We start from the raw sequence: 13314 nt of genomic DNA on the forward strand, positions 1-13314 counted from the left end.
CCGCTTCGTCATGGGCTGACGCCGGGGATGGCTCCGCCGTTGCAGGCTGCGCCTCGTTTAAAGCGGCTTCAGCAGCCAGCGCGGCGGCCTGCGTGTCCGGCGTTTCCGCGGCGGCGACGGGCTCAGCCGGCGTCTCGATCGCGGCTGCTTGAACCATAGGTTCCGCCTCGTCGCCGACCACCGCCGGTGACGGCTCCATCACAGGCGTCGGCGCGTCGCTCAACTCGGTTTCCGCCGCCGGCACGGCAATGGCTGCGGCCGTCGGTTTCAGCCCATCCAATTGCGTCTGCAAACGCTGCAGGCGCTGTTCTATTTCCACGTCTCTTTGCTCCAGCGCCAGGAATAGCGGGTCGTCAGCGTCGATCCGGACATCCCGCGGCTGCGCGAACCCAGCTTGCAGCGACTGCGCGACCAGCACGCAGTCGCACAGCAAATCGATCAGCAGGTAATAGTCTTCTTGCGTGGGCAGCGCGCCATGCTGGAATTGCAATTTGAGCCGGGTGCGCAACGCTTCCAGGCGCGTCTGTTCGGAAGGGAAAGCGAAGAGTGTCATAAGTATCCAGTCAGTGGGGAAGGACAAGGTCGAGGCCAATGCGGCCAGCGCCGATCGGCATGGGGGGGGCGGATGGCAAGGGGAAGGCCACTTCAAAATCGAATTCGATTTCCATGGCGCCGACGCCTTCGAACAATTGCCCGCTGTCAGACAATTGCACGAACAAGTGCTGCTCCGCCGGCACCAGCAAGTCGGCCTGCGTCAGGCTGCCGAGACGCGCGGCGGTGTCCAGCCAGGGCTGGTAGTTGGCGATCCAGCCGCCCTGCTCGTCCTGATAGGCACTGCGCAACGCCACCACGTCTTTCACTTCGGGCTGAGCGCTGAGAAAGTGGCTGATGTCGCTGAGGTAGACCGCGCGGCCTTGCCCGCGCTGCCAAGGCGACAGGAAATCCACCAGTCGCTGGTTCAAGTTTTGCAAGGCCTGGCCGGCGTCGTAATCAGGATTCAGCACCAGGATGTTGGTGCAACGGAACACACGGTAGCGCGGCGGACTGATGGTCATGGCCACGCCCGGCGGCAGGCGGCCTGCCATATAGGCGGCGATGTCGTTTTGCAGCTTGCGCGTGGGCTGCGGTTGCAAGAGACCGGGCCGATCCGGTCGCGGCGCCACGATTAGCCTTACGCGGGCGGGGCCTGACAGATCGCGCTCCGCCCGCGCCAGCGCGAGTTTCGGGAACGCGTCCAGCGCCAGCCGCTCGTAATCTCGCGCGGACAAGGCCCGGTTTTTATGGCTGAGCCGCTCTGCGGCCCGGATGGCGAATGCCGCGGCATCCTCCCCGGGATGGCCTTCTTGCGATTGCGCCGGTTGCGCGACCCCGCTGATTTCGGGCCGAGGCGGCACTAGGCCGACGATGGTTCGCGCGGGCAAGGGGGCGGCCAAATGCGTTTCATCTTCTCCCACATAGCGAACCCGCACCGCATGCAGGTCCAAACGCAACAGGCGCGAAAAAGCCGGTGGCGCGACCTGGGATTCATTGTCCGCAGGCTGTTCGATGGCGATCCAGCTCAAGCCTTGCGCGTCTTGCCACAGCTTGGGCAGACGCAAACGGACAATGCCGCTGTTGCACAAACCATTGCTTTGGTCGCTCAATACCGCGGCGATATCGCCGGCCTGGCCTTGCTTGTCGGTTTGCAGCCGCAGCCAGCCCGTCGGCGTCAACACCTTCCACTGCAGGGGGGCGGCCGGCGGCGCGCTGTTCTGGCTGACGACATCGGGACGATGCGTCAGCACGCAAGGCGTGGCCAGGCTAGCGATTCCCAGATACAAGCCGCTGCCGGCGCCCATTTCGCCGGCGACCGGCGAATACGGCAGCGCGGGACTGACGCCAGCTTGCTGAGGCGAGGACAACAGGCCGATCGGGTGGTATTGCAGCAGCGTCAGATCCTGCCCCAGACGGGCCTCGCTGACGTAACCGACGCGGACAGCGCTCAACCGCGGGGTGTACGGCGGCGGCAGGAATGCCGGTTGCGGCAGCGGCGGCGGCGTCAATTGCAAGGCCAGCGTGGCCAGCGTAATCGCCTGGCCCGGCGCGGCATCGGCCTGATAGCGGTAATAGCGATAGCCGGTTTGGCCAGGCAAGGCATAGACCGCGCGGCCGTTGGCCAGCGCGCCGGCGTCCACATCCAACAGCTTGCGCCAGTTGATGCCGTCCGCGCTGGCCCACAGCTGTGGATTGGTGCCCGCGAAGGCTCCGGCTTTCCCGCCGATGTCCAATGCCAGACCCGCGGCGAATACTTGCCGGTCATAGCTGAGCGTCAGCTGCTGCGCCGCCTTCTCGTCGCTCGTCCAGCTGCACCTGGAATTGTTGCCGTCCGCGATGACGACCGGCGGCGATACGCTGTTCGATTCCGCGCGCAGCGTCGCCGCCGAACCGGCTTGCTGGCTCCATTGCAGCAAGGCGGCGGTATAGCGCCCGGCCAGCACGCTGCCGGCCTGGGCCTCTTCGGCGTGGCCGAAACTGCCGCCGCTCCACTCCAGCGCGAACCAGTTCGGCCACTGTTGCGGGTCGGACGGCAGCGCGTCCGGCAACGGCGCCAAGCCAAGCGCGGCGTCGCGCGACAAGGAGAAACTCAAATTTTCCGTATCCGCGTTCAGAATGCTTTGGCGGGACTCGCCGTCGCGATAGCCGCTAGTCGGGTTCACGACCAGGCGCACAGCTGCCGCCGGTGTCGGCATGCCGACGGTGTCTTTATAAAGTTGGTAATAGCTGTCCAGGCTAGCCGGACGGCCTTCCCAATCGAGCGCAACCTTCAGCTGGGTCAGCGGCTTGTTCCACCACTCGCCGTGCGCCAGCCATAAGCGGGCGCCATTGCTCACCGGTCCCGGAAAAGCGTCGAAAGCGGCGCTGACATCCACTGTGCCAGCGCTGTTGCGCCCCGCCTGCACGGGCAGGCCGTCGCACTCGGTCCGCAGGACAAGGTCGGCCCATTGCAAGCTCTGCCAGCTGTCCAAACCCAACACCCGGCCGCCGTCGTCTGGGCGCAAGGTCAAATCGAGCCACGGCGTTTCGCCGGCTGCGCCGCTGATCGGCGGCGCCGTCGGCTCCAAGTTCCAGCGCATCGCCAGCCCTTGCCCCTCCCATTTCAGCTCGGCCGGTCCCAGCGGCAAGCTGCCGTCAGCCAGACTTAGCTGCGCTTGCCAGCGTTGATTGAAACAAACGGCGAGCGCAGGCAGCGCATTATCGGCAAGCCGGCCGACTCGCCGCAGCGCCTGGGTCCAGCCCAAACTCTCCGCCGCCCCGAAGACCAGCGTGACAGACCGCCGCCCCGCGGAGAGCGACAGCAAGGGCGAAGCAAGGCGGACGCCCAAGGTTTGCCATTGCTCGCGCGCCGAGTCCAGGGTGGCGCGCGGCGTTTCGCCGACCACCTGGTTGCCGTCGGCAGCCCAATCCAAGCCCGCAGCCGCATCCTGGCAGCGCCGGCGCAGCAATTGCGCTTGGGAAAGACCAGACGCCGAATCCGGACTGCGGCTTTGCCCGAGGCTGACCGTCTGTTGCAAAGAGGCATGCGTCAACGGCAAGGCATCCAGACTGCGGTACAGTCTTTGCGCGCCGTTGTCATCCAATCCGGCGTCAAAATCGCAGCCCGCCGGCAGGGTGAAGGCGGTGAAATCGTCATTCAGCGTCAACAGCACATCGGCTTCGTCCGGCTGGCCTGGCTTGGGCGACAGCGCCAGCCGGCGACGATAGTAGTCCTGGCGATGACGCTCGGTCAGCGCGGCAAAGGCCGCCCGCGGATGGCGTTGCAGCCGCAGGAAAGCCAGCAGCAACGCCATGTCGGGTTGGGCCGCGCGCGCTTGCAAGGCCGCCGGCAGCGGCGCGCCGTGATCGACCCAGGCCGCCAGGGCGGGCCAGTTATCCGGCGATGGCAACAGGCGGGTCCAGCGTCCGGCTTCCTGACCGTCCAGGCCATAAAAGCGCAATCGTTCCGTTAGCGCCTGCCACACGGTCAACCAATCCAAGCTGTCGCGCTCTTCCACGCTGAAAGTGGCCGGATCTTGCGCCGACAACGCGCGTTGCGTTTGCAGGCTGCCGCTGGACGGAGAAACATTTGGGGTATCGGAAGGCATGGGGAGCTCAGGGAAAGAGGAGGAAAAAGCGTCAGACGGTTTTCAGCTTGCCGGGCGGGGCGATGGGGGTGCCGCCTTGCGGCGCCAGGTATTCGCTGTTGCTGTCCGGTTGCGGCGGTGCCGGCGGTGGATTCGGCTTCATCGCCGGCGCGGTTCGCTTAGCCTTGATAGGTGCCGCGACTTTGAGCAGGACCCTCTTGCGAATCACCTTCAGCTTGGTGCTCAGCTGTCCACTTTTTTCTTTGTCGGCCCGCAGCAACAGCACGCCAGGAATGGCGAAGGCACCGGCGATATATGGTGCCGGCAGCTTGGCTTTGCCAATGTCCCTTTCCAGCACCACTGGCTTGCCGCCCACTTTGAGCTTATGGCCAGTGCCGGTGAGCGGCAAAGGCACCGCGCCCAGCAGCATGGCCTGGCCTAACATGCCCTTGCACAGTACCTGGTCGCCGCCGACCAGCACTTGCTTGCTCATAGCGAGGCCTCGGTCAGATAGAAGGGATAGACCAGATTGCTGCGGGTATTGGTATCGCGCACGGTGTAATCGATGGCCAGCAGCACGCAGCCGGGATCGTCCCCCATGCTGGCGGACACATCGTTGACGTCGATGCGCGGCTCCAGCTTGAGCAAGGCGTCCTGCACGCTGTGTTCCAGCTCGTGCAAGGTGTCGGAGTCAATGCTGGAAAACAGCGACGAAGCCAATTGCGAGCCAAAGTCCGCCCGCATGATTCGTTCGCCCGGCCCCGTGCCCAGAATCAGACGGATGGACTGCTGCACCAGCGTCTCGCCGGCCAGCAAAACGGGTTGGCCAGGTTGGCTGAAGCGCGGCGGAAAGGCCCAGCCCTGGCCCAAGAACGCGTATGAATCCATCGGATGGTCCTCAAGAGATATTGACGAAGGTCTTCACTTTGATCTCGATCTGGCCGCCAGCCTGCATGTCTATGCTGCTATCGGGCGCGGTAAGCAGCAGGCCCTTCTTGCCGCGAAGCGCGAGCTTGCTTTGGCTCGACTCCAGCGCCAGCCCCTCCTTGGCGGAAAGCTTGAACTCGGTCTTGTCGTCGCTGCCCAAAACAATGTTCTTGTCCTTGGCGTCGAAAGCCAGCTGCAGCTTGTCTTTCTCCAATACCAAGGCGTGCTTGGGCATCTCTTTGCCGTATGGGAAAGGCGGTTTTTGCCTGGGGTTATGCACAGCACCGAGGATGACCGGATGGTCCCAACACTCGCCCAGAAAGCCGACGATGACTTCGTCGTTGGCTTGGGGCGGCAGATACAAGCCGCGCTCTTTGCCCGCCAAAGGCGTGGCCAGGCGCGCCCATACCACATTGTCCGGCTCGGACAAGCCTTGCAGCTTGACCGGCAGCCTCTGCAAGGCGTCTGGATCCTCCTTATAGGCCTGGATCACGCCATGCATCAGCGGCGGCGGCGGCAAAGGCGCGGGCGGATCGAAGCGTTCGGCGTCCAGCCCGAGCTGCACAACGGTGCGCAATCCTTGGCGATCCAGTTCGAGGCGGACGCCGCCTACCCAATAGGGCCCCTGCAAGGCCTTAGGCGCCTTGTCGATTTTGATCTGTCCTCCCGGACTCACCGCCACATAGCCTTCCAGCTCGATGCTGCCTTGCTGAAAGGCCAGCGCCGCGCGCGTCACGCGCGCCAGCGCCTCGGCTTCGCACACTGCCTTGCTGGCGGGGTCGCCGCGGCGCAGCGTGATGGTTTTGCGTCCCAACTTGCCGGCGACCGTTTTGAGCCGACCCGCGCTCTGGCTGCTTTGGGTGCCGACCGCCTTTTGCTCTTTGATGCTCCAGGCGTCCACCTTGGCGGCGGGAACAGCGCGTTCGCCGTTCTGTCCCAAATCCATGCCTATGATCTGGTGATCGGCCATTTTCAAGAGCAAGGGGGTGCCTTGGGCCAGCGGCTTATGCAGCTTGACGCCATCCTTGTCGCTGAGGATGACCAGACCATTTGCAGCCGCCAGATGACGTACAAATAGCCAGGGGCTGACTGGCGGCAGGACGCGTTGCGAATATTCGGCCTTGGCCGGCGCCTGGGCGCCCGCCAGCGTCACCCCGGCTTTCTGCAATACTTCCTTGAACAGCGCGTCGTCTTGGATCTTGCTGTTCTTGGCGTAGCCGAGCACGCCCTCGCCCGCTTTGAGAGCGCTGCAATGACAAATCAGCTCCATATGCAACTGTTGGTCTTCCAGACAGTAGCGCCGCTCGCTGAAAACACCCTTGAACAAGAGCAATGGCGCCTTTTGCTCCGGCGGCGTCAGCTGAAAGCTTGCCGCACTGCCGATCGCCAGCGCTTCAATAGACTTAATCCATTCAGGCTTTTCATAAAAGCCGGCTTCGACCCGCACGCTGAGCCGAGTCGGTTGGTTGGCGCAGGCCTCGTATTCGAGCCGATAGATATCCACCGTCTTGAGCGTAAGCGAGCCTATGGTGCATTGCACTTCGGTCATGCCGCGCCCTCCTCGCTTTGATACGGCGGAAACGCTATCGTCATGCCAGGGCGCAGCAAGCGCGGGCTGTCCAAGTCGTTATTGCGGGCGATTTGCGCGGTGAGCGCGCTATCGCCATAGATGCTCCAGGTCTTCAGGTCCAATCTATCGCCAGCCACCACCTGACGCACATGAGTCAGGTCAGGGGAATTCAGCTTAGCGGCCTTGAGCCGCTGTTTGCGGCTGATGCATTCCTCGAACTGGCATTCGACGGCCATCGTGCTGGCCTTGCCATCGGAGCTGACACTTTCCGCCTTGAGCCGGATGCTGCGCAGCACGCCTAGAAATTGTTTGCGCCCATAAGGCAGGGGTGTCGTTTTATCCCATTGCAGCTTGAGAAAACGCGGTTGATGGCTGCCGCCGTCGATGCTGTAGCAGCAGGCGTAGAGCTGGGACAGTTGGCCTTGGATGCTGTTGAGGCCGGCGGTGAACTTAAACACATCTCGATACACGCCTTCGTACAACAGAAAAGTCACCGTCAATTCGCTGCTGCCGCCGCCCTGAAAGGATAAACCGCCGCTGGGGCTGCCCAGACTGCGGTCCTTGGCGTATTCATTGTTAAACGAAAGCTGGAGGCTCTCGCTGCGATAGGCCAGCGTCAGCGGCCTGCCTGTTTTGCTGATGCGATCAATGTCGCTGTAGGCCTGCAGCGTGAGCTCCGGCAATTCATTCGGATTCATCGGCACTCCTTCGAAAAACTACCAGCGCCGCAATTGGCGTTGGCGTTGCAGAACCTGCCGCCATTCGCGGCGCTGGCGCTCGGCTTCGGCGAGGCGGTAGCCTGGCGGAGGCACGGCGACTGGATCCGTTTGGCGCGACACCACATCGACGCGCACGCTCAGTTCTTTGATCAGAATGGTCACAGCGTGAAGGGCCGTACTTTTTTGCAGCTGAATGTCATGGTTTCAATAATCAGCTTGCCGGTTTCCGCGTTGAGGTCCCCCCACGCCACATTGGTCAAAATAGCGCGATCAAATTTCCACGCGGCCTTGGGCACGCCTTTCATGTCGATGCTGGCGACCAGGACGTCTAAGGCCAGCAGCCGGCGCTCCCATAAACGAAACTGCGCCAGATTGGTCGCCGACAGCATCGAGACGGCGCCGTCGGCAATGGAGGTCAAGCCGCGTTGCAGCGTGAGGGTCTTGGGTTCGCCCTCCTTGATGGCGGGGTAGTTCTTTTCCCAGTTCAGCGTGCGCGATAGCGACAGGCCGCCAACTGATTGGAAGCGCACATCGGTAAGAAAAGGCAAGATTCCGGCGGAGATGAACACGGCGAAACGGTAAGCCTGCAACGGCAAAGGGGGGCTGGCGACGGCGCTCGCCGCTTTCTTGGCCAGGCTGGCGATCGGTTGCAAATGCGCTCTCCCTGTAGAAGACCGGGCCGCGCGGCGGCGGCCCGGTTTGCGGCTTAGTGGAAGGTGACGGTGATGTTGTCCGCCATCAGTTCAAGCTGCTCGACCGATACCTCGTTGGAGCCGCCGTTGAAGCTCGGCGCGGCCAACTTTTTGGGAAAGGCGTTGGAAACGCTCCAGGTGACCACCGGTTTTTGACCAGTAGCATCGGTCAGGCTGACGGTGATGTCGCGCTTGTCGACTTGATTGAGCGAGATGGAGTGGATCCAGTCGTAGAACTGGGTCTGCTTCTTCACCAATCCGCGTTTGAGCGTAATGTTGATGTCCGACTGCTGGCCCGGCATATGGATCTTGCCTAGGCCATGCTTGTAGGTGATGGTCTCGTAGGCAATGTCCAGACCCGACACTTCGGAGAAAGACATCGACTCGCCGCCGACGGAGACGACGAAACGATAGACCGGAATAGGATAGGTATTGGCGATATCTGAGGCTTTGACGGCCATGTCAGGCTCCTAGCTTAGGCGCTGATGGATTTGTGGGAGAAGGCCAGCTCGATGAACTCGGCCGGGCGCACGGCGGCGAGGCCGATCTTGATGTTCAAGCGACCGTTGTTGATGTCGTCTTCGGTCATGGTGGTGCCGAGGCCCACCACGACGTAGAACGCTTGCTCGGCGGTATCGCCAAACAGCGCGCCTTCGCTCCATAGATTGATCAGATAGGTGTCGATCATCGATTTGACCTTGAGCCAGGTCATCGGCGCATTCGGCTCGAACACCGCGAAAGCGGTGGCCAGCTTGACCGATTCTTCCACCATATTGAACAGGCGGCGCACGTTGATGTAGCGCCACTCGTTGCTGTTCCCCGCCAGGGTGCGGGCCCCCCATACCAGGGTGCCCTGGCCGGTGAAAGCGCGAATCACATTGATGGATTTGCCGCTGATAGGATCAATGTTCAGCTTGCCTTGCTGATCGGCGGTGACGACCAGGCTCGGGCCGCTGACCGCGGCCAGCGGCACATTGGCCGGGGCCTTCCACACACCGCGGCTGCCGTCGGTTTGCGCATAGACGCCGGCGACCGCAGCCGAAGGCGGCAACACCGGATACTGTTGCGCCAGGAAGGCCATGATTTGAGCGTACTCGGCTTGACCGGGGTTCAGCTTGTCCAGCGTATTGACTGGATTGTTTGCGCTGTCGTTGATGTTCACCAACGTGATTTGCGTCGGATCGACCATAGGGGACAGCGTCGTGCTCAGATTCGGATAATAAGCGGCGCCGTACTTGAGCGTGTCGAGCGTACCAGTGACGTTATCCCGCAGCGCTTTGGCGGCGGCGGCGTGATCCACGTCAGGGACGGTATCGATCAACACAAAGCGATCACCCAGGTCGCTGGCCTGCTTCAGCATGCTCTGGACGATATTGGCGTAGTACTTGGTCTGAGATACGGCTTCCGGCGCCAGCAGCAAGGTGACTTCATCCAACTCCCTCACCTTCTCTATGCCCTTGGTGAAGTCGTCGTCGAGATGGGTGCCGCTATGGGTGCCCACGGCGATGATGTAGGCATCGCCGCCGCCGTTCAGGTAGAAGTGCTGCACGGCGTAATACAGATAGTTGTTGGCGATCAGGGCGTCGGCATCGCTCTGGTAGCTGAATTGGCCAGAGGCAGACTTGGTCACCTTGCCTTTCAACGACGCGCCGCCGCCAAAGTATTTTTGGTAATCCAACATCGAGCTGATGCGTCGCGTCACCGGCCCTTTTTTCAGGTCTTGCGCTTGGCCATTATCGTCCAGCGCGGTTTGCACATAGCCGATAAAAGCGGGAATGGCGGTGGGCACCTGCGCCACCGACGGCGCCAGGTTGGACACTTCGGTCACATAAACGCCAGGCGTGGTATACGGTTTACTAGCCATGAAGGGAAATCCTTAATCTGACCCGGGACACGCCGGCCCATCGTTTTACGACGGGCCGGGTTGCGGGGCGGGGCTGTGGGAAGGGATAACGTACGGGGCAGGCGCTTGCGGGCAAGCTTAGAGCCGGAAAACGGACTGGGCCGTGAAAGTGGGGCTATCTTAGCTGGCGTTAGCCGCCTTGCGGCAAAGACGCGCCACCATGTGTGAATACCAAATTAGTCACTTAATCTTTTTCATCTTTCCATTTGTAAGTCATAATATAAATGACTTGTTAAGTGACATGATTCGCTACCGACGGGCGGTATGGAACATACGTCACATAATCGATCATATAAGTGACAACAAGGATACGACTATGCTGATAGGCTATATGAGGGTGTCCAAGGCGGACGGCACCCAGGCCACCGACCTGCAACGCGACGCTCTGACAGCCGCAGGCGTCGCAGCGGAGCAATGCTACGAGGACCGGGCTTCGGGAAAACGTGAAGACCGCCCAGGCCTCGCCTCGTGCCTGAAGGCGCTGCGCCCCGGCGATACCCTGGTGGTGTGGAAGCTGGATCGGCTGGGCCGCGACCTGCGTCACCTGGTCAACACCGTGCACGAGCTGACCGCGCGTGGCATAGGTCTCAAGGTGCTAAGCGGGCACGGCGCCGCCATCGACACCGCCAGCCCTGCCGGCAAGCTGGTCTTCGGCATCTTCGCCGCGTTGGCTGAGTTCGAGCGAGAATTGATTTCCGAACGCACCACGGCCGGTTTGGCCGCGGCGCGCGCGCGCGGCCGCCATGGCGGCCGCCCCTATAAAATGACCGCCGCCAAACTACGCCTGGCTCAAGCTGCGATGGGTCAGCCCAGCACCAAGGTTGCGGAACTGTGCGCCGAGCTGGGGATCACCCGTCAAACGCTGTACCGCCATGTCTCCCCCTTGGGCGAGCTGCGGCCTGATGGCGAGAAACTGCTGGCAAGGGGTAGATCGCGATAAGCGTCCTGGCTTTCTTCCACTCGGCGCCCATCTGGCGATCCATCTCGTCTTGATGATCCCCACCGCAGTGTATAGGCAGGCGCTTTCCCTCTCATTGCTCGAATAGATCATGGTTTGGAAACCGAATCGCACAAGTCTTGGACCGCATCCACAGCCGGATTTTTCCATCGCGTGTTGGAGCGCCGCCCAGAACACAGCCGGTTGTAATCACGCCGGTTCCCGGCGGTATTACAAACCCTACCCTGTCCTCGATGAAGGTCTTACTTTCAGCCCGTCTAGGCGATACGTGATTTGCATGGAGGGAAACCATCAAGCATCCATGATGGAAAACAGGAAGCAACGGCAAAGAGACATCGCCAGAGGACGAACATTTGAACAGAGCGCAAACACATCGGACAGGCCGGTAAGCGAAAGATCATCCTTGGCCAAGAACTCGTGCTTGGCGGGCTTTTATCCAATGATTGAACTCAAAAGCGAGAACACCGTGGAAACGGTTTCGGAAACATGCGGAATCTCTTCGCGGATCAAGATGGCCAGTCGATTAAAACATATCGGAAACACATGCTTTTACATTGGTTTTGTTGTAGAAACCAAATACAACCTTTATGATGTTTTTTGTTTTTACAACCTGAAAGCTGTATTTTAGGAGTTCTCCATGCACTACCCTGTCCGTACTCTGGAGCAGCTGCGCCCACTATTGCTCGGCCTGCGCAAAGCGGCGGGGCTGACGCAGGCCCAGCTGGCCGCGCGCCTCGGCGTTACCCAGCAAAGCTACGCCCGCCTGGAGGCCAACCCCGCAGCGGCCAGCGTGGAACGGCTATACCGGGCCTTGCGTGCGCTGGATGCAGAGTTGGCTTTGTCTGGTCCGGACTCCTCACCTTCGCGGTCCGTGGTAGCGATGCCCGGCGAGGACTGGTGACATGGGACGCCGCAAGCAGCAACGATTGCATGTGTGGATGAACGGTCTGCTAGTCGGCAGCTGGGAGCTGGGTCGCGCTGGCGAGCGCCTGGTTTATTTCGATGACTGGCTAGCGCACCCACAGGCGCGTCCCTTGTCTCTATCCCTCCCCTTCCTCCCCGGCAACACGCCGCATCAAGGCGCGCCAGTCACCGCCTTTTTCGATAATCTGCTGCCTGACAGCGAAGCCATCCGCCGAAGGCTGGCGCAACGTCATCGCCTAGCCGAAACGTCCCCATTTCAACTGCTTTCGGTCCTGGGACGGGATTGCGTCGGCGCAATCCAGCTGCTGCCTGAAGATGAAACACCTCTCGATCTACAGACAATTCGTGGCGAGTCGCTGGATGAGGCGGGCATCGCGCGCTTATTGCGCCAGGCCGTGGCGGTGGAGCCGATCGGGCAGCGGGAAGAAGACACGGATCTGAGGTTGTCGATCGCCGGCGCTCAGGAAAAAACCGCGCTATTGCTCCATGATGGCCGCTGGGTATTGCCGCGGGGCAGCACCCCCACCACGCACATTTTCAAGCTTCCATTGGGCTTGGTCGGTGGCATGCAGGCGGACATGAGTCATTCGGTGGAGAACGAATGGCTATGTTCGCGCCTGGTCGCAGGTTTCGGTTTGCCGGTGGCGACGTGTCAAATGGCGCGGTTCGAAGAACAAAAGGTTCTAGTCGTCGAACGTTTCGACCGCAGGCTGTCGGCAAACGGCGATTGGATTCTGCGCCTGCCGCAGGAAGACATGTGTCAGGCGACAGCCACGCCGCCGCATCTCAAATACCAGGTTGATGGCGGACCCGGTATTGGCCGCATTCTGGATATTCTGGGCGGCTCGCAAACGCGAGAGCGCGATCGCATGAATTTCTTCAAGACCCAGCTAGTTTTCTGGCTGCTGGCAGCGACAGATGGCCATGCCAAGAATTTCAGCCTGTTCCACCTGGCAGGCGGGCAATATCAGGCCACACCCTTGTACGACATTTTGTCCGCTCATCCCATCATTGGAACAGGACGCGGCAGGATCGCGTTGCAAAAGGCCAAGCTGGCCATGGCAGTGCGCGGCAGCGCCAACCACTATTTGTTGGAGCGTATTCGTTATTCCCATTGGCTGGCTCAAGCCAGACAGGCCGGGTTGGCATCTGCCTTGGCTGCGGATTGGATCGATGAACTGCTGGAAAAAACTGAGTTGGTATTGCAAACCGTCTCTCAAGAATTGCCGGCGGATTTTCCTCAGGATGTGGCTGTCACCATTTTTCAGGGAGTCCGTCGCCAGCGGGACAAATTGGCAGCGGGAAAGCTTGCCGGCGAAAAATAGATTTTGCAGACATCAGTCACCCTACCCTGCCGCGATAAAGTGTGAACCTTATTAAAAGCCTCTTCATCTTAAATATACGAATGTTTCGGAATATCCTTGGTAGAAAGCAGCCGGCTCATCTACGAGAAATGAACCGGATATTAAGTTTTTTAGTTAAGTAACGCGCGCATATTACAGTGTAAAATATTTATTTGTA

The 13314-nt window shown here is 61.0% G+C and carries 12 protein-coding genes and 1 pseudogene; 3 read left to right on the forward strand and 10 right to left on the reverse strand.

Going from position 1 to position 13314, the window contains the following annotated elements; genetic code table 11:
* The 10 genes and pseudogenes from QUG01_RS16650 to QUG01_RS16695 all read right to left on the reverse strand — a co-directional run.
* Positions 1-553: pseudogene (locus QUG01_RS16650) on the reverse strand (hypothetical protein); the annotation flags it as partial.
* A gap of 10 nt (positions 554-563) precedes the next feature.
* Complete coding sequence (locus tag QUG01_RS16655; RefSeq protein ID WP_500831078.1) at positions 564-4121, reverse strand: baseplate J/gp47 family protein; 3558 nt, start codon at positions 4119-4121, stop codon at positions 564-566.
* A 31-nt stretch (positions 4122-4152) separates the two neighbouring features.
* Positions 4153-4593, reverse strand: a complete 441-nt coding sequence (locus tag QUG01_RS16660; RefSeq protein ID WP_500831079.1) for a contractile injection system spike tip protein — start codon at positions 4591-4593, stop codon at positions 4153-4155.
* Positions 4590-4988, reverse strand: coding sequence for a GPW/gp25 family protein (locus QUG01_RS16665; protein WP_500831080.1), 399 nt, complete (start codon positions 4986-4988; stop codon positions 4590-4592). The genes QUG01_RS16660 and QUG01_RS16665 overlap by 4 nt, the downstream gene beginning before the upstream one ends.
* Before the next feature lie 10 nt (positions 4989-4998).
* Positions 4999-6576, reverse strand: coding sequence for a phage baseplate assembly protein V (locus QUG01_RS16670; RefSeq protein WP_500831081.1), 1578 nt, complete (start codon positions 6574-6576; stop codon positions 4999-5001).
* Positions 6573-7295 carry a CIS tube protein gene (locus QUG01_RS16675; RefSeq protein ID WP_500831082.1) on the reverse strand — a complete coding sequence of 241 codons (723 nt, stop codon included), beginning with the start codon at positions 7293-7295 and terminating at the stop codon, positions 6573-6575. Before QUG01_RS16675 ends, QUG01_RS16670 begins: the two co-directional genes overlap by 4 nt.
* Positions 7296-7313: 18 nt before the next feature.
* Entirely contained in the window at positions 7314-7478 is a 165-nt protein-coding gene (locus tag QUG01_RS16680) for a hypothetical protein (protein ID WP_500831083.1), read from the reverse strand.
* Positions 7475-7969: a hypothetical protein gene (locus QUG01_RS16685; protein ID WP_274772071.1), complete on the reverse strand. Its 495-nt coding sequence runs from the start codon at positions 7967-7969 to the stop codon at positions 7475-7477. The genes QUG01_RS16680 and QUG01_RS16685 overlap by 4 nt, the downstream gene beginning before the upstream one ends.
* 53 nt (positions 7970-8022) lie before the next feature.
* A complete protein-coding gene (locus tag QUG01_RS16690; RefSeq protein ID WP_274772069.1) occupies positions 8023-8469 on the reverse strand; it encodes a phage tail protein in 447 nt (148 codons plus the stop codon).
* A gap of 14 nt (positions 8470-8483) precedes the next feature.
* Positions 8484-9872 (reverse strand): phage tail sheath family protein, encoded by a 1389-nt coding sequence (locus QUG01_RS16695; RefSeq protein ID WP_500831084.1) that lies wholly within the window; start codon positions 9870-9872, stop codon positions 8484-8486.
* A gap of 355 nt (positions 9873-10227) precedes the next feature.
* Here QUG01_RS16695 and QUG01_RS16700 point away from each other — a divergent pair, with 355 nt between their 5' ends.
* The 3 genes from QUG01_RS16700 to QUG01_RS16710 all read left to right on the forward strand — a co-directional run bounded on the left by QUG01_RS16700 (position 10228) and on the right by QUG01_RS16710 (position 13118).
* Entirely contained in the window at positions 10228-10851 is a 624-nt protein-coding gene (locus QUG01_RS16700; RefSeq protein WP_500831085.1) for a recombinase family protein, read from the forward strand.
* Positions 10852-11506: 655 nt separating this feature from the next.
* Positions 11507-11770, forward strand: a complete 264-nt coding sequence (locus QUG01_RS16705) for a helix-turn-helix transcriptional regulator (RefSeq protein ID WP_274772062.1) — start codon at positions 11507-11509, stop codon at positions 11768-11770.
* A 1-nt stretch (position 11771) separates the two neighbouring features.
* The gene (locus QUG01_RS16710) at positions 11772-13118 is read left to right on the forward strand and encodes a type II toxin-antitoxin system HipA family toxin (protein WP_500831086.1); all 1347 of its coding nucleotides are present in this window, start codon (positions 11772-11774) and stop codon (positions 13116-13118) included.
* Positions 13119-13314: the final 196 nt, after the last annotated feature.

The sequence above is a fragment of the Chromobacterium sp. CCUG 76385 genome (assembly GCF_059916625.1).